This window comes from Bacteroides fragilis, from assembly GCF_019583405.1.
In the GTDB taxonomy this organism is placed as follows: Bacteria; Bacteroidota; Bacteroidia; order Bacteroidales; family Bacteroidaceae; genus Bacteroides; species Bacteroides fragilis_B.
This window is the reverse complement of record NZ_SZUU01000002.1, coordinates 386,853-408,685: the sequence shown is the minus strand read 5'-3', so window position 1 is coordinate 408,685 and position 21,833 is coordinate 386,853. Positions and strand designations below refer to the sequence as shown.

Genomic DNA, 21,833 nt, shown 5'->3' with positions numbered 1-21,833 from the left:
ATTTATTCCATTTTGGTTAATAAGGCACTGCATAGGTCACCGACATTCTTGAATTTAATTACTTCCCGAAAGTTGAAACGTACTCCGAAACGTTTCTCGATTTGGGCTATAATTTGCATATGGGTCAGTGAGTCCCAGCCATCTACGTCTTGAGAGGTGGATGATTCGCTGATACAGACGTTGTCCTTCTTTAAAATATCACGGAAAATGCTTTGTAGTTGTTTTAATACTTCTTCTCGGTTCATATTTATATTGTTTTTAGAGTTCCTTCTCTCTTATCAGTTCAACAATTTTTTTTCGATCTGTTTTATTGCTATTGGTTACCGGAAACTGAGGAATACAATGAATTTGTTTCGGTAACATGTATTGTGGCAGCTTTTCTTTCAGATATTCTATCAATTTGTTTTGGTCACATTCGGTCGATTCGACTGCCAGATGCAGTTCGTTGCACATTCCGTCACAGATTAACGGAAGGGCAGCCACGTTGCAAGGAGTCTTGAAAAACGACTGAGCAGTGTATTCTATTTCGCTTAGTTCTATTCTGAAGCCCTGTATTTTCACTTGATAGTCCTTACGGCCGCAATAAATGATATCCCCATCGTTGTCTAAAATACACAGGTCTCCGGTCCGGTAATAAATTTGTCCGTCAGGACGGTGTATTAGAGCCGATGCCGATTTTTCCGGATCATCCAGATAGCCTTTCATTACTTGCCGACCGGATACCCAAAGTTCTCCCGTCTCTCCCTGAGGCAGATCATTTCCTTCTTCGTCAACAATGATGACGCGGATACCGGGAAATGGTTTTCCGATAGCCACCATTCCGTTGTAATGCTTGTATGTGCCGGAAGCCGGAATACGGTAACAGGTACAGTAAATCGTAGCCTCTGTCGGGCCGTACAGGTTGACGAACTCTGCGTTGGGTGCTGATTTTCTGAATCGTTCCAACAGTTCGGTTTGCGATGCCTCTGCCGATACTCCCAGATATTTCAGAGCAGGCAGGCTGATTTCATCGAAATAGGGTGAAAGAAGTTGTAATAGAGAGGGGGTGACCGTGGCGAAGGTCAGTTCGTACTTCTCCAGAAGTTCGAACACCTTGAAATGCTTTACATCCTGATGGGCCACTGTATAAACGGAAGCTCCTAAAGTCAGGGGATAAAGTAACGATACGACGGATACGTCAAATGTCAGCTCAAACATTTGTAACATGCGGTCGTGTTCATCCAGGTTCCAGTTAAGGGAATCGTATGCCTGATAAAAAGTGTTCAGATTGGCACGTGTGATGGGGACTCCTTTGGGTTCGCCTGTACTTCCCGATGTAAAAATGATATAAGCGTTTCTTTCTTCTTCCGGCGGGTAGAATTGCAGCCTTGACAATTCCGACGGTGCTTTTCCCGACAGCTTGTCTGTGTTGATTACTCTGAAGAGGTCGGTTCCGAATGCCGGGCGTTCGACATGGCTTGTGCAGAGCAAAGTATGCAATCCGGCCAGTCCGGCTATTTTGAGATTACGTTCTTCCGGGTAAGCAGGATGCAGAATGACATATGTTTTTCCACTGGCCAGTACCGCCAGAATGGCTGCGTAGGTTTCAATTCGGTTTTCCGCAATGATCCCGATTCTTTCATCTTCTATTTCTGATAGCGAATGGGCGACGGAGGCTGTTATTTTGCCAAGTTGGGCATAAGTATAATGTTTATCGTCAATGATAAATGCTTCGTTTTCGGGATAACGTTGCATGGCGGAAAGAATATCATTGGTAATATCCTTCCGGGGAGATGTTGTCATATCCATTAGTTTTTATTCATGTTTTGGGTTTAGGAATTCCTTCTATCTTCTTGAGATCATTTATTAAAAAGACAGAGAAATGAACTAATCTCCCTACGGGCAATGAATTAAAGAACGTTAATTGTGTGATAACGCATTCTTAACCTTGCTTTCCTTCTTTAATTCGTTATATTTGCATTTTATCCGAATAGGGATTTTACTAAAACTGAAAATAATATGAAACCTGTAACCTTACCCTTACTTAAAAGTCTGTACTATGTTCTCTTTGCTACGGTAATTGTGATAGTGCTTGGCGGTTGTGAGAAAGATGATGAAAATGAAATTCGTTTTTATACCGGTAATGGCTCTGAAGAGCGTCTCCTGGGAGAAGAGGGGCTCTTGATGGATGTTTTGCAAACACCGGCTATGATTTTTCTGAAAGCTGCATCCGGAGATCAGATAAAAGTCCGTTCGGAAGATACTGCGGTGGTCGGCGCTACGTATAATCCGGATTACTTAGGAAAAAGATGCATTGAAGTTCGTGTGGCTGGGGTTGGAAAAACTCATATCTGTGTATCTTATCGGGGAGAAGAGCATATTATTCCGGTGGCTGTTGCGTCCCGGTCTGTGGCTTATAGCGGACAATACCGCCTTGAAGGTTTCAGATGCTATCAAGGCAGTAGTAAAGGAGGTGTAGAAATCTTTCCGGAGATGGACAGTTATTGGGAAAGCCGTTTCAATAGTTCGGATGGATTTATTAAGGGTTTTCCAAATGATAAGATTGAGTTTATATCTGTTGATAAGTTGAGATTCTCTTCCGACTTTGAAGATGGTACTTCACTTTCATACGAAAAGAATTTTCAGATGCGGAATGATTCTCTTTTCATGCGTTCCCATGCCGAAAATCGTTGGGAATTTTATGGTAAGGTAAATCATAATGTCAATAGTGATCAATTACAGCTGACCTACTCAATTCATTTCTGGACTTACAGTTCGACCGGGCATTTCACTTCTTTTGGGAGGGGACATGATGGCGGCTTTATAGCCAACTATTCTGATTTTTTTTATTATTATCCTGTATTTGAAGATCTTAATCAGATGACATCTGAGAATGATGAAATAGCTTGGTGTAATATTTCTTATAGTTTTGAATGACATAAACGACGCTCTCTTTATTGATACTTTTTATAGATTCTGGTAAGTCAGATTAGATTGTCTCTATTGAATCGTATAAAAAATCACAGAAAGTTGATGAACTAAATAAATATACAGTTTGTTATTTATCAGTAATTTTATGTTTAACTCTAAAACCTTAGTATTATGAAAAGATCTCTTGTCTTATCATGCGGTGCTGTCATGTCGGTACTTTCTTTCTATGCTTGTTCGTCTTCTGATGATTCGATGGTTACACCTCTGACAAGGTCAGATGCTGTTTCGGAGAAGATAGTTTTTCAAGATGACTTCAACCAGACAGATAGTATTCCCGACAAAACAAAATGGGGCTTGTGCAAAAAAGGCAGTCCTGCCTGGAGCAAATATTTATCCGAAAGTTATGATCAGGCTTATGTACACGATGGGAAGTTAGTACTGATTGCCGAGAAAGTGAATGGAGTATATAAGACGGGAGGGGTGCAGTCATTAGGTAAAGCAGAATTTCAATATGGTAAAATAGAGATATGTGCCCGTTTCACCAAGACGGCAAAGGGTGGATGGCCTGCCATCTGGATGATGCCTGCCAAACCCGTTTACAGTGGATGGCCTGCTTGCGGTGAAATAGATATTATGGAGCAGTTGAATCATGACGGCATTGTATATCAAACAATTCACAGCCACTACAAAAATGACTTGGGATTCACTAAGCCTGTTCCAACAAAAACAGTTCCTTACAATAAAGGGCAATTCAATGTATTTGGTATCGAGTGGACTCCCGAGTCTCTTACTTTTAAAGTGAATGGAGCTACCACTTTAGTCTATCCTAACTTGCATTTGGCCGATGAGAGCGTCAAAAAGCAATGGCCGTTTGATACTTCTTTTTATTTGATTTTAAATTATGCTTTGGGCGGTGCAGGTACTTGGCCTGGTACCATAACGGATAGTGAACTGCCTGCGAAGATGGAGATAGACTGGGTAAAAGTAAGTCAACCTGTGGATCGTTAACATTGTTAATGCATAATTTCCGTTTTTACTTTCCCGAATATAAACAACAAGTCTTTTGCATGCAAAAGACTTGTTGTTTGCGTTTGAAGAACCAACTTTAATACAGTGTTAAAACTAACTTTCTATACTCAGATACCAAGTGTATTTATCTGTTTGGTTATAAATGCTTTGTCTTGATTCGATGTTTTGAACTCCCAAGAAAGTCTTGGCAAAGAGGAGATGGGGATAACTACTTTTTTATCAACTTCCGGATTTAAATTCTTTCTCTTTGATGTTCTGGTTTCTTTGATTATGTTACCTGATTTTTCCGTATCTGTGAAATCCGGAATCTCCATTAACGGGTTGTTGCATAAATGTTCTCGTAAATGGGTACTAAGGCGTCTTTCTCCAATATCCATTGGTTGGTGCGGGAGTTCATTTTGTATGCGTATTGGGCTATCAGTTGGTTATCACTGTTGGTGATGTATATATATTTTTCTGATGGACTAAATGATTCTTTTTCTTTATTCCATACAGAATACTCTACCGAAGTTTCTGTTTCATACCGGGAGACAACCGTCAAAGATTCTTTTTCCCATGCGTTTTTAAATACATTCCATGTATAGGTGGATTTCACCGTTCTCTGATGGTCGGTATCGTAGCTGTATTTATGCATTTTTACTGGACTGAGTATGCCTGAAACAGGATTGTCCATAGAATATATTTCACGGCAGACGAGTCTTCCCTTCTCCATCGTATCGTTATGGACAAACTGTTTACCGTTGTTTGTTGCACAAGCAAATCCACATACCGAAACTAATGCTGCAGAGGCTAATACTCTTTTGAAAAATGTAATTGTTTTCATATCCTTTATTATTTAATTAGTTTATATCTTTCTTTGTTTATTAGACGTTGCTACTTGAATTTAAGTTGCACGGGTATACAATCTTTTTTCAGATTATTTTCTGTAGAGTAAGAATCAATAGGTATGCCATAATTTAGAAGCTTCATTATTAATAGGTTATAAAAAAACAGGGTGTCCGATTGCGGACACCCTGTTCGTTTTTTCTTTCTTGTTTGTTTTAAATCAGATCGAGAACCAATGGAATATCATCGGAGGTAATACCTTTTCCTATGATGATATCCTCGTCCTTGCGGAACATCTCAAGGAACTGCTCTTTACTGCCATAGAGTTCTGCGGCTTTGGAGTAGAAAGGCACGGCTTTCTCTATATCTCCCAATGACCATGCCACATGACCGGCATTCAGGTAGTCTACCGGCATCGGCTTTTGGGTAATCACTTTATCATAGTACTTCATGGCTTGTTCGCGTTTTCCTGTCATGAACGAACACCAACCGATGGCACGCCATGCTTTGATGCAATCACTTTCCAGGAAATCGAGTTTGAAGAAGTAGTTCAGTGCTTCTTCGTAGTTCCATGTCTCTGCCAGGCAGTTGCCAATATAGAAAATTACTTTTGTGTCTTCCGGCAATACTTCTTCCACTTTTCGGTAATATTCCAAAGCTTTGCGGAATTGTCGGTCGAGACGATAACAAATGGCTAAATGGCGATTAGTCCATAAGTTGTTCGGTTTGAGGGTATCTGCTTTCCGATAGGCTTCGATGGCTTGTGTATATCGTTTCAGTTTTTGCAGAGAGTAGCCCTGCTTTTGGTAAACTTCAGCTTCATTCTCTCGTGGGACCATGTAGGCGACTTTGTCATAGGCTTCGGCTGCTTTTTCCCAGTGCTCTTTTCTGAAGTGAAAGTTGGCTAAAGCCAGCAGGGCATCCGGGTTGAACAACATGTCTTCCAATGCCGGATTGCTGTACAGGCAGATGGCCTCTTTGAACAAGTCGCGAAATTCCTGTCTTCGCATATTCAATTTGAAGAAGCGGTATAAGTCGTGCAGATATTGGTTACTTACCGTATCGGGGCGTTCGGAAAATTTCTTCAGTGTTTCGGCTTTCGACTGATCTGCCAATTCTTCCATTTGTTGTTCCGTGAGCTGGCTCAACATCATGTCACGCTGTGATTGCGGTAATTGCTGCATAGTGAAGAACAGCGAATACTTGTCACTGTTACAGAAGAAACCAGACTGCAGGATGATTTCCAACAGACTTCCTCCTTCTGTTTCCCGGTTACGAAACTCTTTAATGACAGCCGATTGTTGCCTGTCGAAAGGATAGAACCAATTGGAGATTTCTCTGAAGAACGGATAGCTTTTGAGTTGTGCAAATGTGCTCATATATACATCGGCACCTTCCAGTTGCAATTCGTTCATTTCACGTAACTTGTCACCCAGTCCGGATTTCTCTATAGCATCGGCCCAGTCGGGATTGGTGTCATCTTTCTCTTCATCGGACTCTTCGAAACCAAACTTCATGTTGCGCATGGGAGACATGCTTTTCAGCATTTCGGGAATGATTTCCTCACGCATTTTTTTGTCGATTTTTTCCGTTTCCTGACTGAGAAGTATTTGGATATGTACGCGTAACAGTTCTTTTTCGAATGCGGTTTCTTCCATCAGTGCCGTGATACGTAAATTGATTTCCGGATAGAAATCGATACGTGGTGAATAGGCATGGAGAATAAAAGCGATTCCTACCAGAGCCCGCTGGCTGATCTGTACATTGGGGTGACGGTAAGCATCTATCAGCCACAGAAGTTTTCGGAGATCGAAACATTCCATCAGACTAAGGGTAACGGCACTTGTAAAAAGGCAAAGATCGTTCACCGGAAGTAATTCGGACTGAAGCATGGATTGTGCAGTTGTACTTTCTTCCGTACTCCAGTTGCTATTGGTCCAGGTTTGCAGGAACAGAATCCGCAGATTATCTTCGTGACGTTTTAAAACTTCATCCATGTTTTGATCCGAAATGAATCCGCTTACGGCCAGGTCATCATTGAACGATTCAAGCGTGTGTATCAGCATCTCCAGGGTAAGGGGAGATAGTTCTTCAGTACGTCGCGTACGATATTGATGATAATAATGGCTTGATACACTGTCGAGTAGTGTAATACGTGCCTGATCGGTGATTTCAAGAGTATCGGCCAGCAATCTTTGATATAATTTCTTACGCTCCGGGTCTTCTACCCCCTGACGCATGTATTGCAGCATATAGTTGTACGAAGTCTGTATCTGCTCCAGACGGGTACGGAGCGACCATTCGGGGCATTTCCATAGGAATGATTCCAATTGGGTCAATGCCTCTTTCAGTCGTTTTTGTCCGATCAGTCGGAGAATATATTGATATTGTTCGTTGATAAGTTGTTCGTTCATAATTTACTTCCGTTTATTGTTTCCAATCCATGTAAGGCGTTTCCATAAGCCTTCGAAGGGGCCATGTTTGAAGTGGCCAAGCCACCAGGAACAGAATGCCATTTGTAGAAGTACAAAAAGAATGCCAAAAAAGAAACTGTAAGTAATTCCCAAGAAACGTCCTAATTCGAAGCCCCAATGATAGAAAAGGAGAGAGCCAATGACGGATTGTCCGATGTAGTTTGTCAGACTCATCTTGCCATACGAGGTGAAACGCATCAGGAATCTGCGGTCTTTGACACGGTAGAAAGTGATAAGCAGTCCGCTGACCAGCAATACCATGAAGCTGAGGTTGCTCAAAGAGCTTATGATCAGTTGCAAGGGAATCAGGAGGGCATCGCGCGTGATGAATCCCGGCAGCATGTTATTCAGACCATATAATGGAAAGAAACATAAGAGTGACATACCTAATGCTTTGAGCCAGCGTTGTTCGTTCTGTTCGCTATAAAGGAATATTCCCTTACGTCCCACCAGCATACCGAAGAGGAAGAGGGCAGGCGTTTGCAGAATGCGTCCGTGCTCCAATGCCCAAGTCAGGTTGGCAAGTTGCCCTTCCCAGAGGTTCATGCGGATCGTTTCAAGGAAGGCACCGTTTTTCTGCACGTCGAAAGCAATCCCGAAATAGTGGGAAGCCAAGCTGGGACCGGGTACATATTCCGGGTTGCAGAGAGCATAGATCACTTTGAACCAATCTATCGGTTGCAGGATAAGCAGGGTGGCGAAGATGGCTACACTGCGGCTATCGAGGCGACAGAACAGAGGGAGTATCAGACCGAGCATGGCATACATCGTCAGTATTTCACCTGTAAAAAAAGCAGCGTTGAACTGTCCGATGATGAACAGTAGCACCATCCGCCAGATGAACCGGAGGCGAAAATCTTTACCACGGCGTTGTTGGTTGCTATCCTGAATATAGAAACTGAAGCCGAACAGCAGGGCAAATACAGCATAAGCTTTGTTGCTGAAGACAAAAAAGAGCCCGTTCCAGATAGCTCTGTCGGTAAACTTCATCCATTCGCCGGGGACGGCATCCGGAAAGGAGTAGAAATTAAAATGTTCGATACTATGCAGGATGATGATCCCCATCACAGCCAGTCCTCTCAGTACATCGGCCACGTCTACACGGGCATTGGGTTCGCTGATTTTATGTTCCATTGATTATCGTTTTAGAATCTTACTTGTACCTGCGCCTGAAACAGGTTACTGTCTTTTCCCTTATTCCGGTCGCAAAAAGTATATTGTGCTTGCAGTCTGCATTTGGGATAGAACCAATATTGCAGTCCGGCTATGTAATTCGTCTGTTTTCGGCCGATGGCTTTATCTGCGTTGAAATAGTCATACGAAGCTACGAGGTCGAAGTTGCGTAGGAGCCGGCAACTTCCGGTGGCATAAAAACCGTCACTTTTCACAGTTCCGTCTTTTCCCGCCAGATATTCGGAACGGAGGCTGAACGGGCTTGCCGTGATGATACCTCCTATACTCCAACGGTTTTTGGTGTAGTTTTCCCCTGCCGGGATACCGGTTATTTCCGAATCGGCGACGGCATGTCCTGTTCCTTTTATAAACGAACCACCTACCAACAGCCATTTCAGAGGATTTACCATCAGATTGCCGATGATATCTTTTTGATTGTTTTTATCTTTGATATTGAGTCCTTGTCCGTTCATCACCGCCAGTTTGTAGTATAGCAGGTCGTTCAGTAATCCTCCGTGGATCATCGCACCGATGTCGCGTCCCGATGTCATGCCACAAGCTACGTCACTGCCGCTTACCCCTGCCAGATAACACACAGACTGTGAGTAGCAGTTAATCAGTTCCACTGTCGTGGGTGATAATTCGTTCTCGATCGTATAAGGGACTTTAAATTCTCCGATGCGGGCTTTCAGTCCGGGTAGAATCTGATAATCGGTATAAACCTCGAGCAGCATACCTCCATTGTAAAAGTCGTACATGAAATCGCAGGTCCAACGGTCGGTGATTCGTCCGTGAGCCATGAAGATGATTCGTTTGATGTCGAATGTATTGGTTTTCTTCGCTGCATCGTCATAAGTATATCCCAGTTGCGCATATCCGGCAAGGGTGATCCGTTCTTTTAGCGTATTGACGACTTTGTTTACCGTCATACCCTCTTTTTTTTCCTGTGCATTCAGGTTGCCGCTTGCCAGTAGCAGCAGCACAAGTGTTAATAGGAATGTGTTTTTCATCTTTACTTTGTTGTATTTATTATGGTTGGAATTGGCCGGGAATGAAGGTCGTATCTACTAAGTTTTCACCCTGATAGTTACCGGGGATTGCTCCTTTGTTCTTCAGCCAGGCAATAGCTTTTTTTATGTCGTGAGAAGACGGACACATGGCAGGTCGATAATCGGGCAAGTCCACCTGGGCAGCCAGTGTTTCCGGCAGTCCGAATTCTTGTGTTAATATCTCCCCCCATTTATCCCGGGGATAGGTTTGCAGGTATTTCACGCCGAGATTGTATCCGGTGATAAACCTCCTTATTTCTTCGTTTTTTTCTTTGATGGCCTCTTCTGTGAAAGCCGTTCCGGCGGAGTGTATCCTCATTTGGACTGTATTCAGCAATACTGTGTGTCCGTCGTTTACCGCGATTGCCGTTGCCGGACCGGGCAAGAAAGATGCTGTGATCTGCCCGTTTTCCAACATCATCAGCCTCAAAAAAATGTTGTTGATTTCGGGTTTGTTCGCTTCACCGGGAGTAAGACGGGCCTGTTTCATTACTTCGTCGGTGGCATACTCTATCAGGGTATTGCAAGAGATGGCAATGTTTTTCCCTTTTAGGTCTTCCGGATTCCTGACATCATATTTTTTGCTTGTTATCAGGCTAAGGCAGCCATCATTTTCCATAACCAGACGCAAACGGACTCCTTTGGTCTGTAAAAGGGCGGCACACGGATAGTCGGTGAGCATACCATCCAGTTTGCCCGATAAGAAAGCAGCGTCACGATCGGTTGCCGAGGCATAAGTGATGAAGTTGACTTTTATATCCAGCGAATCATAAACACCGTAACGGGCGGCAATCAGATGAGGTAGTCCGTCGAAAGAAGGCATTAGTCCGAAAGTCAGAGGCTGAAGTTCGGATGACAGTGTATGTCCCTCTTTTTTGTCTGCACAGGCTGATAAAAGAAGCAGTAGTATGATGCTGAAAAAGGGTTTCACTCTTGACTTTTTCCTTTTAAAAAAGGCAACTCCGTGAGGGGCTGCCTTTTCTGTTTTATAGTGATTCACTTTAGTCTTATTCCTGAATAGCGGCAATACCCGGAAGAACTTTTCCTTCGATTGCTTCAAGCAATGCTCCACCGCCGGTAGAAACATAAGATACACCGTTTGCCAGACCGAACTTGTTGACACAAGCTACAGAGTCACCACCGCCGACGAGTGAGAAAGCCCCGTTCTTAGTAGCCTCTACGATAGCTTCGCCTACCGAGCGTGAACCGTGAGTGAAGTTTTCGAATTCGAATACGCCTGTCGGGCCGTTCCAAAGGATAGTCTTGGAATTCTTGATCACTTCGGCAAAGATTTCTTCTGATTTAGGACCGATGTCAAGACCTTCCCATCCGTCAGGAATTTCATTCACAGGACAGAATTTAGTGTTGGCATCGTTAGAGAAAGAGTCGGCGATCTTAGCGTCAACAGCCAATACCAGATTTACACCTTTGTCTTTAGCCTTTTGCATCAGTTCGCGGGCGAGATCCAGTTTGTCATCTTCGCAGATAGACAGACCGATCTGTCCACCCATAGCTTTGGTGAAAGTATATGTCATACCGCCTGTGATGATCAGGTTGTCTACCTTGTTCAGCAGGTTTTCGATGATTTCGATCTTAGAAGACACTTTAGAACCACCCATGATGGCTGTAAACGGACGTTTGATATCGTTCAATATCTTGTCAACGGCCTTCACTTCTTTCTCCATCAAGTAACCGAACATCTTATTGTTCACATCGAAGTATTTGGCGATCAACGCCGTAGAAGCGTGTGCACGGTGAGCTGTACCGAATGCGTCGTTTACGTAGCAGTCAGCGTATGAAGCCAGTTTCTTTGTAAATTCTTTCTGGCTTTCTTTCACGGCTTTCTTGGCAGCAGCTTTTTCTTCGTCGGTTGCGTCTTCAGCCAGTCCTCTCGGTTTGCCTTCTTCCTCAGCGTAGAAACGGAGATTTTCGAGCAACAGCACTTCGCCCGGTTGTAAAGCGGCAGCTTTCACGGCAGCTTCTTCGCCCATGCAGTCGTTAGCAAACTGAACTTCAACGCCCAGCAGTTCTGACACGTGCTTAACGATATGTTTCAGAGAGAATTTGTCGGCAACGCCTTTCGGACGGCCCAGGTGAGAGCCGATGATGATGCTGCCACCGTCTGCCAGAATCTTCTTTAGCGTAGGAAGTGCAGCACGGATACGAGTGTCGTCTGTAATGTTGAAGTTTTCGTCCAAGGGTACATTGAAGTCCACGCGAACGAATGCCTTTTTACCGGCAAAATTGAAATTGTCAATTGTCTGCATAATACTTTATTTATTTACTTTAAAAGTGTTAGTTTCTTTTATGATGACCGCAAAGTTAGTATTAATTTCTCTTTTTTGCTATGAAATCGTTATTTATTCTTCCTCTTCGGTGTGTCTTTGCTAACTTTATACTTCTCACAGTAATATTTACACATCAATTGCAAACCACAGGTTTCACATTTGGGAGTGCGGGCCTGACAGACGTAACGTCCGTGTAGGATCAGCCAGTGGTGAGCGATGGGGATCAACTCATCGGGGATGTTCTTCACCAGTTCTTTTTCTACACTGAACGGGGTGGTGCAGGAGTCGCCTACCAACCCGATGCGGTGGCTCACGCGGAACACGTGAGTGTCTACCGCCATGGCTGCCTTGTTGAACACGACGGACTGAATGACATTGGCCGTTTTGCGCCCCACACCGGGCAGCTTGATCAGTTCTTCAAGTGTACCGGGCACTTCGCTATTGAAGTCGTTCACCAGCATGCGTGCCATGCCCACCAGGTGCTTCGACTTGTTATTAGGGTAAGACACACTGCGGATGTACTCGAAGATCACCTCCGGTGTGGTGGCAGCCAGTGCTTCCGGGGTGGGAAAATCCTGGTAGATTTTGGGAGTGATCATGTTTACCCGCTTGTCTGTACACTGTGCGGAGAGGATAACGGCGATCAGTAGTTCGTACGGGTTATTGTAATGCAGTTCCGTTTCGGCCACGGGCACATTTTCCTGAAACCAGGCGATTACTTTTTCATAACGTTCTTTCTTTGTCATCTTAGTTTGTTCTTATGATAATGGGGTGCGACTTTCAGGTTGAAATAAAAGGTAGAAACCACCGTCAGGCAAGCTCCGAAGAAGTAAGCCATGTCGAACGAGGTCAGTTGAGCGATGTATCCTCCCAGCACCAATCCGATGCCGATACCTACATCCCACGAAGTCAGATAAGTGGAAGTGGCTGTGCCACGCTGGCTGTTAGGGGCCAGGTTGACAAACAGGGTATTAAAGGCCGGAAACATGGTGCCGAATCCGACTCCCAGCAACAGAGCCACCATAAAGAAGAGTACATCTGTCAGTTCGGGGCTCAGCGACATCAGCTTACCGCAGGATGCCAGGGTGAAAAAACAGGTGCACACCAGATAGAGCCCCAAGGTGATGACCTGTGTGATGCGCCCCTTGTCCACTTGGCGTCCGGAGAACATGCGTGAGACAGCCATGCCCACTGCCATAAAGGTGAAGAACAACCCAGAGCTGAGTGTGATCCCGATCTCCTTGGCATACATGGCTATGTAAGTACTCGTCATGCCGTAGGGAATGGAGAGCAAGAGCAATGCCACTCCGGCAGGTATACCTTTAATTAATACGAACCGGTCCAGTGAAATCGGTTCACGTTTTACCGGTTCCTTAACAGGTGTCTTTACCAGGCAGGCAGCCGCAAACCCCACTGTACCGGAGAGGAGTGAACACAGGAAGATGGTCTCGAACGAACAGGTGTCGTGCATAAAAAGTCCGATCATCGGTCCGAAGCTCATGGCCGTGTTGTTCATCAGTCCGTAGTAGCCTACCGCTTCTCCGCGGCGGGAAGAAGGAGTGATGTCGATTACGATGGTATTACCCGCTACGGTCACCATTCCGAAAGCCAGTCCATGCACCACCCGGAGCATGATGAACAGTGACAGCACCCCGGCAAGGATGTATCCGGCAAAGACGGTGATGAACAGGAAGTAGGCGATCAGGTAGAGTGGCTTGCGTGCCAGCGTGTCCAGCAGATAGCCCGAGAAGGGGCGGATACAGAGTGAAGCTACGGTGTAGCAGGATAAAATGACCCCTACGGCTGCATTTCCGGTTTGGAAAATTTCAGTCAGATAGAAAGGCAATACAGGCAGAATCAGATAGAAGGCAAAGTATAAAAGGAAGTTTGCTGCCAGTATCAGAACATAGCTGGGGGTGACAAGCCTATCTTTGGGCATAGTATGGTGGTTTTGATTGGACCGCGGAGTAACACAAAGTCTCACAGAGAGCCTCTTTTTAATTTTAAGAAAACCCTGTGAGACTCTGTGTTCATGTCTGCGGCAGTAAAATTTAATAGGCCGCTTCGAACTCCTTCAGGAAACGTGTATCGTTTTCGGAGAACATGCGGAGGTCTTTCACCTGATATTTCAGGTTTGTGATGCGTTCGATACCCATACCCAGAGCATATCCGCTATACACTTTGCTGTCTATTCCGTTGGCATCGAGTACGTTCGGGTCTACCATTCCGCAACCCAAGATTTCCACCCAGCCGGTGTGTTTGCAGAAGGGGCATCCTTTTCCGCCGCAGATGTTACAGCTGATATCCATTTCGGCGCTGGGCTCCGTGAACGGGAAGTACGACGGACGCAGGCGTATCTTCGTATCGGCACCGAACATCTCTTTGGCGAAGAGCAGCAACACTTGTTTCAGGTCGGTGAAAGATACGTCGCGGTCTACGTACAGCGCTTCTACCTGATGGAAAAAACAGTGTGCGCGATAGCTGATAGCTTCGTTACGGTAAACGCGTCCCGGACAGATGATACGGATAGGTGGTTGCGAAACCTCCATCACACGGCTCTGTACCGATGAGGTGTGTGTGCGCAGCAGTACGTCGGGATGCGATTCGATGAAGAATGTGTCTTGCATGTCGCGTGCCGGATGGTCTTCGGCAAAGTTGAGTGCGGAGAACACATGCCAGTCATCTTCTATTTCCGGACCTTCGGCAATGTTGAATCCCAGACGGGCAAAGATGTCAATGATTTCGTTGCGCACAATAGAAAGCGGATGGCGCGTGCCCAGTTCCACGGGATAAGCCGAACGGGTCAGGTCGAGATCGTCCTGTCCGTTGTCCTGGTTGTCGAACTGTTCTTTCAGTGCGTTGATTTTTTCTTGTGCTTTTGTTTTCAGTTCGTTGAGCTTCATGCCGACTTCTTTTTTCTGTTCGGCGGCCACATTGCGGAAATCTGCCATCAAGTCATTGATGGCTCCTTTCTTGCTGAGGTATTTGATGCGCAGAGCTTCGAGTTCTTCGGCATTGGTGGCTTTCAAGGCCCCCACCTCTTCAAGAAGTTGATTAATCTTAGCTATCATATCTTGCGATTTATTGTTATTCGATTTTCGTTAAATTGCTGCAAAAGTAACAATAATATTGCAATCAAAGAGGATAGAAAGAAATAAAATGTGTCAGTTGGCTAAATTCATCACAGAGTATTTGGGGGACATAGAGGAGAAAGAAGAAGAGGAACTCTATGATAAAGGTAAAAGATGTTTCTCTGATAATTAGCTTATGATTTCTGTGGCTCTTCAGGCTTCCTTCTTTTGTTGGTGTATAAAATAACCAAGAGGGTAGAGATATTTTCTCTTTCTTTTTTCGGTTTGTTGCTACTTCAAAACAAGTTCAAAACTGTGAGTCGGTTACCTGCATGCCCTCCAGTAAACTATCACATCACTGAAGTCTGTGAAAAAATACTGAAAAAGTACTTTCAACCTTGGTAAAAATGCCAAGGATATTTCCATTAAAAAACGAACGGTCCATATCGGCATACTTAAGATATAAAATAAAAAATAACTTTCTTTTTTACAAATAATAGGTTATTATGTGAAAAATGATTATTTTAGCCGACGCGGGGGAGTGATTAGGTACGATAGCTATTCTTTTCGTCATAAGGTGAATTATGGATACTTTGTATCTTATGTATGACCTTGCAGACCTTAAATTGTATGGATATGGCCAGTTGGATGTCAGTAAAAAGTATATCTGATAAATATGGAATCAGCGAATCGCGGGTGCTCGGATGGATACGGGAGTGTGAAATAACCTCTTCAACTGTGGGTAGCGTGGTGTTGATTGATGACGAGAGTGTACAGAATCTGATCGGGAATGAGAAGCGGTTGGCACGTCTGACCACTAATTACGAACAACTTTGCGGAAAATTAGAACGACGCATCGAGGCAGAACTTAAGAAGGATGAAGATGCCGCGCTTAAGATGCGTCTCTTTGATGACTTTGCACCCATCGTACGCCGGATATTGTCTATGGTAGTAGGCGGCTTGAGTACCGAAGAGCAAAAAATGTTCAATAGTGCCTTTGCTGCCTCTCCTCTTTCGAAGGTGGCCAATAGGATGGGATTCAATTCTGTATGCGAATATCTCAAAGAATTCAAGAAGATGTTGAGAAATCTGCCTGAAAGTACAAACGAGGTCATCAATGGGCTCCAATCAGAGCTTTCCAGAAGCCGGAAAAACGTCGAGTGGTTCAAAAAAAAACAGACGGAAGAGTGGCAAATGATAGAAGCTGTGCGTAGACGTAATAGTGATTTGTGGAATAGAAATGAAAGTTTGTTCAAGCAGAATAAATGCTTGGAAAAGGAGAAAGGTGAATTGTCGAATCGTCTGAGAACATTGGAAGAGGTGCTTGGCGGACGAGAGCGCATAAAATTAGCTGAATCGGAGAATGGAGAAGATGTCGTAAGTTCCGGAGAAACGCCAGCAGAGATATCGGAGGTGCCGACAGATTTGCGCGATCAGCGTTCTGAAGCGGGAAAATTACAATGTCGCAAATCAAAGTTATATGACCGGATCATTAGCTTGCGTGAAGAGGTGAAAAAGAATGAGTGGGAGGTACGGCTATTGGAAAATCATTTGAAAACTGTGCACAGTTGGGATTATGCTGTGATAATCCTTGAAGTGTGGATCAAAAGGAATTTTGAGAAAAAGGTGAAGATCTCTATACAAGAAGTGCTAACGGAAGCGGAAATTGGAGCAGCGACTACGACACTTGAAGAACCTGGGGCAGTATCAGTGGAAGAAAAAAAAGAAGAAGGTGGTTTTTGGCATAAACTCCGCTTCCGGTTCGGCCATTAATTGTGTGTGGGGGAACTGATATAAAGGTGAATTAGAAACAAAGTGGGAAAGTCCTCACGGATTTTCCCACTTCAATGATGAAATATTTACTATTTTTATTAATTGGTGTGGAGAGTATCGGACTCGAACCGATCACCTTAACACTGCCAGTGTTACGCTCTAGCCAGATGAGCTAACCCCCCGTGGTCTTAATGATAACGTTTGCGAACGTTTATCTGTTTTGGTGCTGCAAATATAATGTATTATTCTGAAATAATTGCTATGTTTGCGGAAATAATCAACTTAAAGATAAAAAATATGCTGATATACAATACCACTTTCCAGGTGGACGACGAAGTTCATGATAATTTTTTGATCTGGATTAAAGAGAGTTATATTCCTGAAGTAGAGAAACACGGTGCTCTCCGTGCTCCGCGCATCTGTCGTGTGTTGAGTCATCGTGACGAAGGTACTTCCTATTCGCTCCAATGGGAGGTGGACGATTCTGGCGTGCTGCATCGCTGGCACCAGGATCAGGGTGCGCGGCTCAATCAAGAGCTGGTGAAGATATTTAAGGATAAAGTAGTCGGATTTCCCACATTGATGGAGGTATTGGAGTGATTCAGCCGGTAAAAGAAAAGATTATTCTGGGCATTGATCCCGGTACTACGATCATGGGATACGGAGTGCTCCGTGTTTGCGGGACAAGACCCGAGATGATCGCTATGGGGATCATCGATCTGCGGAAGTTCGGCAATCATTACCTCAAACTTCGTCATATCCACGAACGAGTACTTAGTATTATCGAAAGTTACTTGCCCGATGAAGTGGCGATTGAAGCTCCTTTTTTCGGGAAAAACGTGCAGTCGATGCTGAAGCTCGGACGTGCTCAGGGAGTAGCGATGGCGGCTGCGTTGAGCCGTGATATTCCTATCACTGAATATGCCCCGCTGAAAATAAAAATGGCCATCACCGGCAACGGGCAGGCCTCCAAAGAACAAGTGGCGGATATGTTGCAACGCATGCTGCATTTTGCCAAAGAGGATATGCCTGTTTTTATGGATGCTACCGACGGATTGGCAGCTGCTTATTGTCATTTCCTGCAGATGGGACGTCCGGTAATGGAGAAAGGGTATAGCGGTTGGAAAGACTTTATAGCTAAAAATCCCGAAAGAGTAAAGTAGCGACAGATTGCCGAATGTAGGTAATAATTAGATAATAATATAATATAAGAGAAAAACATGAAAATGAACTATCTTGCCTTTATCGGAGTGACAGCGGCTACAGCTGTAGTGAGTTGTACTCCCGCCAAGAAAGAATATGCGTCTTACGAATTATATCCGGTACGTTCGGGCAGCCTCACGGAGATGGAATATTCACCGGAGTCTACCAAGTTTACCCTTTGGGCACCTACTGCCGATGAAGTCCGCCTGATGTTGTTCGACTCGGGTGAAGGTGGGCATGCTTACGAAACGATTTCCATGGAGCCGGGTGAAGAAGGCACTTGGACGGTAATGGTCAGTAAAGATCTGATGGGGAAATTCTATACATTCAATGTTAAGGTGAAGGATAAATGGATGGGCGATACGCCCGGTATCAATGCCAAAGCGGTAGGGGTGAATGGAAAACGTGCAGCCATTATTGACCTGAAATCCACCGATCCGCAAGGTTGGGAAAAAGATCAGCGACCACCGTTGAAATCTCCGGCCGATGCAGTCATTTATGAAATGCATCACCGTGATTTTTCGGTCGATTCTACATCGGGGATTCAGCATAAGGGAAAGTTTCTGGCATTGACAGAACACGGTACGATGAACCCCGCCAAGTTGCTAACCGGAATTGATCACTTGATCGAACTGGGGATAACACATGTTCATCTCCTCCCGTCTTATGATTATGCTTCGGTTGACGAAACCAAATTGAATGAAAATAAATATAATTGGGGATATGATCCACAGAACTACAATGTACCCGATGGTTCATATGCTACTGATCCTTATGATCCGGCTGTGCGCATTCGTGAGTTTAAGCAGATGGTACAGGCACTGCACAAGGCCGGTATACGGGTAGTGCTCGATGTGGTATACAATCATACATACAACACCGATGGCAGTAATTTCGAACGTACGGTGCCTGGTTATTTTTATCGTCAGAAACCGGACGGCTCGTTGGCCAATGGTTCGGCTTGTGGTAACGAGACGGCCAGCAATCGTCCGATGATGCGTAAATTTATGATTGAATCCGTACTCCACTGGATTAAGGAATACCATATCGATGGTTTCCGCTTCGACTTGATGGGCATTCATGACATCGAGACGATGAATGAAATCCGTAAAGCGGTCAGTGCTGTCGACCCCTCTATTATTATTTATGGTGAAGGTTGGGCTGCGGAAGCACCTCAGTATCCGGGCGATTCACTGGCTATGAAGGCCAATACTTACGAAATGCCGGGTATTGCTGCCTTTTCTGATGAAATGCGTGATGCATTGCGCGGGCCTTTTAATGATAACCATAAAGGGGCGTTCCTGGCCGGAATTCCCGGGGAAGAAGAAAGCGTTAAATTCGGAATTGTCGGAGCCATCCGTCATCCTCAAATCAATAACGACTCTGTGAATTACAGCAAAGCCCCTTGGGCTGCCCAGCCGATTCAGATGATCAGCTACGTGTCTTGTCATGACGATATGTGCCTTGTAGACCGCCTGAAGTCGAGCATTCCCGATATCACTCCCGAACAGCTCTCACGGCTCGATAAATTGGCGCAGACGGCGGTGTTTACTTCGCAAGGCATTCCGTTCATTTATGCCGGTGAAGAGGTGATGCGCGATAAGAAAGGGGTGCATAACAGTTTTGAAAGCCCAGACTCCATTAATGCTATCGATTGGAATCGCAAAACTCTTCATGAAGATGTCTTCACTTACTATAAACGTCTAATCAGTCTTCGTAAGGCCCATCCTGCTTTCCGTATGGGTGATGCGGAGATGGTGCGTAAACATCTGGAATTTCTTCCGGTAGATGGTGGTAATTTGGTGGCTTTCTGCCTGAAAGACCATGCTAACGGAGATGCTTGGGATAACATTATCGTGGCACTCAATGCCCGTTCTGTTCCGGCTAAACTGACAATACCTGAAGGTAAATACACTGTCGTATGCAAAGATGGTGTGATTGATGAAAGAGGATTAGGCTTGCTATACGGACCTGAGGTAACGATTCCGGCACAGTCTGCACTGATCATTCATCAGTAGAGGGCTTTGTGAAAGCCTTTCTCACCACGGATTACATTGATTCACACAAATGAAAAATAAATGGCTTATGGCCAATGTAAGATATCTGTGATCATCTGTGTAATTCGTGGTAAATTCTGATTATAATAACTTTGTGGGTATGCAAAACCAATATAAAGTTAACCTAAATTGATTATCTCTAAAATACTCTCCTAATTCGTGGGATATGTATGCATAGAGCGATCTTAAAATATCTGTATAATGAAATTTACAAGGAAGTTTCCGTCTGATACCGATAGTCTGGAAAGTCCCCAAAAATTTGAGGCTTTTTTTCTGGATTATTATCCCCGAATCAAAGGATTTATTAATGGTTTGCTGCAGAATGCTGAAGAGGCGGAGGATCTCTCGCAGGATATTTTTACATTGTTGTGGCAGAATCGGAGAAACTTGAAATTAATAGACAATCTGGATGCATACCTGTTCCGTATTGCTCGGAATGCAGTTTTCCGACATATTGAACGATCCCTTCTATTTCAGAATTATCAATCTTGGCAAACATCGGGTGATCATCCGGAACATTGTGAAACAGAGGCGGAACTTGATGCAAAGGAGTTGGAACTAATCATAGCCATCGCTGTGGAAAGAATGCCTGCCCAAAGAAGAAAGATATACCGGATGAGCCGAGAACAGGGACTTAGTAATGAAAAAATAGCCCGTCAACTAAATATTAGTAAGCGTACAGTTGAGAATCATCTGACCCAGGCTTTGGCCGATATACGCAAGATATTGCTTCTGGTTATTATGGCTACTATTGTATAAACTTAGTGGTTTACCAGAAAAAAAAAATTCTGGACTGTGTGTGTTTGAGGAGTTACGTATCTTATATACGTAACCCATAAAATATACTATGTCTGACTCATATAAAATTATACGCAACTTTATGGCTTTTACAGCCAGTCCGGAGCTTAAAAACAAAGTGTGGACATGGCTCATTGATCCCTCCGGCAGGGAACGGAAAGACAAAGCACTCCATCAGATGTGGGACGGATATCGGTCTGAGGCAGATGCCGATACTTGGCATTCTTTACGTAAGTTTCAAAAAAGAGCAGGCTTTTCTTCAGGCAGACCGGCCTATTTATATCGGTGGGCATATATAGCGGTTTTTCTTTTTATTCCGTTAATATCTATTGTAATGGCCTATATGTATGTGGAACATCATACGCAAGAAATCCGTTTTGTGGAATGTATCGTTCCTAAAGGAGAGCAAAAACAGGTCACCTTACCGGATGGTTCGATTATCACTTTGAATTCCGGATCCATATTTCTGTATCCCACACATTTTACCGGTGATACCCGTTCTGTATATCTTTCTGGAGAAGGGCACTTTGCGGTAGTTCCTGATAAGAAGCTTCCTTTTGTGGTAGCAACTGACCATCTGGACATCTGTGTGCTGGGCACTCAGTTTAATTTGCAGGCATATCCCTTTGATAAAAGGACAATTACTACATTGGAATCAGGTTCTGTTGCTGTAAGAAAGAAAAATCAGCCTGACAGTTTTATTACTTTAGAGCCCAATCAACAGCTTGATTATGAAAATAAAAGTGGCAAATTCAATAAGATAGATATAGATGCTTCAGTTTATTCGGGTTGGATAAGAGGAGAAATGAACTTTATTTCCCAGTCGCTCAGGGAAATCCTGAGAACACTGGAAAGAAGCTATGCAGTATCTATTCATTTATCGTCTGATCTGACGGAATCGAACCGGATCAATTCGGATCTTTATACAATAAAGTTTAAACATCGTGATGATATTTTCCATGTTTTGGATATTGTGACAAAAACAGTCGGAGGCATCACTTATAAAGTGGAGAAGGACGAATCCATATCAATTTGTCCGATAAAGTAAAAGAAAGGAGAACAATTATATGCAAAAAAGGGAACCGGAAACAAATTACCACACCCATTTCCGATCCCCGAAATCAATCAAAAACTTTTTAACCTTTAGAGACTTTAAACAGTATTAATTGATTAACTTACAAAA

General features: G+C 44.0%; 19 protein-coding genes and 1 tRNA gene. 8 read left to right on the top strand and 12 right to left on the bottom strand.

The features are described from left to right. Positions 1 to 2: 2 nt before the first annotated feature. Together FDF36_RS06020 and FDF36_RS06015 are read right to left on the bottom strand one after the other, a co-directional pair. Complete coding sequence (locus tag FDF36_RS06020; RefSeq protein WP_005807656.1) at positions 3 to 245, bottom strand: acyl carrier protein; 243 nt, start codon at positions 243 to 245, stop codon at positions 3 to 5. Between the two features lie 13 nt (positions 246 to 258). Further along, the gene (locus FDF36_RS06015; RefSeq protein WP_220390711.1) at positions 259 to 1,782 is read right to left on the bottom strand and encodes an amino acid adenylation domain-containing protein; all 1,524 of its coding nucleotides are present in this window, start codon (positions 1,780 to 1,782) and stop codon (positions 259 to 261) included. A 216-nt stretch (positions 1,783 to 1,998) separates the two neighbouring features. Here FDF36_RS06015 and FDF36_RS06010 point away from each other — a divergent pair, with 216 nt between their 5' ends. Together FDF36_RS06010 and FDF36_RS06005 are read left to right on the top strand one after the other, a co-directional pair. Continuing rightward, positions 1,999 to 2,916, top strand: coding sequence for a hypothetical protein (locus FDF36_RS06010; RefSeq protein ID WP_220390710.1), 918 nt, complete (start codon positions 1,999 to 2,001; stop codon positions 2,914 to 2,916). A 165-nt stretch (positions 2,917 to 3,081) separates the two neighbouring features. Continuing rightward, positions 3,082 to 3,918, top strand: coding sequence for a glycoside hydrolase family 16 protein (locus FDF36_RS06005; protein ID WP_005780598.1), 837 nt, complete (start codon positions 3,082 to 3,084; stop codon positions 3,916 to 3,918). Between the two features lie 334 nt (positions 3,919 to 4,252). Here FDF36_RS06005 and FDF36_RS06000 read toward each other — a convergent pair whose 3' ends face one another. The 9 genes from FDF36_RS06000 to pheS form a co-directional block, all read right to left on the bottom strand. Continuing rightward, complete coding sequence (locus FDF36_RS06000) at positions 4,253 to 4,762, bottom strand: DUF3836 domain-containing protein (protein WP_220390709.1); 510 nt, start codon at positions 4,760 to 4,762, stop codon at positions 4,253 to 4,255. 217 nt (positions 4,763 to 4,979) lie between these two features. After that, positions 4,980 to 7,178 (bottom strand): tetratricopeptide repeat protein, encoded by a 2,199-nt coding sequence (locus FDF36_RS05995; RefSeq protein WP_220390708.1) that lies wholly within the window; start codon positions 7,176 to 7,178, stop codon positions 4,980 to 4,982. Positions 7,179 to 7,181: 3 nt separating this feature from the next. Continuing rightward, a complete protein-coding gene (locus FDF36_RS05990; protein ID WP_220390707.1) occupies positions 7,182 to 8,372 on the bottom strand; it encodes a DUF418 domain-containing protein in 1,191 nt (396 codons plus the stop codon). An 11-nt stretch (positions 8,373 to 8,383) separates the two neighbouring features. Next, positions 8,384 to 9,421, bottom strand: coding sequence for an OprO/OprP family phosphate-selective porin (locus FDF36_RS05985; protein ID WP_220390706.1), 1,038 nt, complete (start codon positions 9,419 to 9,421; stop codon positions 8,384 to 8,386). A gap of 19 nt (positions 9,422 to 9,440) precedes the next feature. Then, complete coding sequence (locus FDF36_RS05980; RefSeq protein WP_220390889.1) at positions 9,441 to 10,460, bottom strand: ABC transporter substrate-binding protein; 1,020 nt, start codon at positions 10,458 to 10,460, stop codon at positions 9,441 to 9,443. A gap of 7 nt (positions 10,461 to 10,467) precedes the next feature. Further along, entirely contained in the window at positions 10,468 to 11,727 is a 1,260-nt protein-coding gene (locus FDF36_RS05975; RefSeq protein ID WP_005807633.1) for a phosphoglycerate kinase, read from the bottom strand. Between the two features lie 89 nt (positions 11,728 to 11,816). Beyond that, a complete protein-coding gene (nth, locus tag FDF36_RS05970; RefSeq protein ID WP_220390705.1) occupies positions 11,817 to 12,494 on the bottom strand; it encodes an endonuclease III in 678 nt (225 codons plus the stop codon). Then, positions 12,491 to 13,687: an MFS transporter gene (locus FDF36_RS05965; protein WP_220390704.1), complete on the bottom strand. Its 1,197-nt coding sequence runs from the start codon at positions 13,685 to 13,687 to the stop codon at positions 12,491 to 12,493. Before FDF36_RS05965 ends, nth begins: the two co-directional genes overlap by 4 nt. Positions 13,688 to 13,799: 112 nt before the next feature. Then, positions 13,800 to 14,819 carry a phenylalanine--tRNA ligase subunit alpha gene (gene pheS / locus FDF36_RS05960; protein ID WP_220390703.1) on the bottom strand — a complete coding sequence of 340 codons (1,020 nt, stop codon included), beginning with the start codon at positions 14,817 to 14,819 and terminating at the stop codon, positions 13,800 to 13,802. Positions 14,820 to 15,449: 630 nt separating this feature from the next. Between pheS and FDF36_RS05955 the strand changes: the two genes are divergently transcribed. Next, positions 15,450 to 16,592: a hypothetical protein gene (locus FDF36_RS05955; RefSeq protein ID WP_259281375.1), complete on the top strand. Its 1,143-nt coding sequence runs from the start codon at positions 15,450 to 15,452 to the stop codon at positions 16,590 to 16,592. A gap of 108 nt (positions 16,593 to 16,700) precedes the next feature. Here the strand turns inward: FDF36_RS05955 and FDF36_RS05950 are convergent. Beyond that, positions 16,701 to 16,774 (bottom strand) — tRNA-Ala (locus FDF36_RS05950). 115 nt (positions 16,775 to 16,889) lie between these two features. Here FDF36_RS05950 and FDF36_RS05945 point away from each other — a divergent pair. The 5 genes from FDF36_RS05945 (at position 16,890) to FDF36_RS05925 (ending at position 21,698) form a co-directional block, all read left to right on the top strand. Further along, a complete protein-coding gene (locus FDF36_RS05945; protein WP_011203211.1) occupies positions 16,890 to 17,192 on the top strand; it encodes a DUF4286 family protein in 303 nt (100 codons plus the stop codon). After that, positions 17,189 to 17,755: a crossover junction endodeoxyribonuclease RuvC gene (ruvC, locus tag FDF36_RS05940; RefSeq protein WP_220390702.1), complete on the top strand. Its 567-nt coding sequence runs from the start codon at positions 17,189 to 17,191 to the stop codon at positions 17,753 to 17,755. The genes FDF36_RS05945 and ruvC overlap by 4 nt, the downstream gene beginning before the upstream one ends. A gap of 57 nt (positions 17,756 to 17,812) precedes the next feature. Continuing rightward, a complete protein-coding gene (gene pulA, locus FDF36_RS05935) occupies positions 17,813 to 19,813 on the top strand; it encodes a type I pullulanase (protein ID WP_220390701.1) in 2,001 nt (666 codons plus the stop codon). Between the two features lie 240 nt (positions 19,814 to 20,053). Continuing rightward, complete coding sequence (locus FDF36_RS05930; protein WP_220390700.1) at positions 20,054 to 20,611, top strand: RNA polymerase sigma-70 factor; 558 nt, start codon at positions 20,054 to 20,056, stop codon at positions 20,609 to 20,611. Between the two features lie 88 nt (positions 20,612 to 20,699). After that, the gene (locus FDF36_RS05925; RefSeq protein ID WP_220390699.1) at positions 20,700 to 21,698 is read left to right on the top strand and encodes a FecR family protein; all 999 of its coding nucleotides are present in this window, start codon (positions 20,700 to 20,702) and stop codon (positions 21,696 to 21,698) included. Positions 21,699 to 21,833 lie beyond the last annotated feature (135 nt).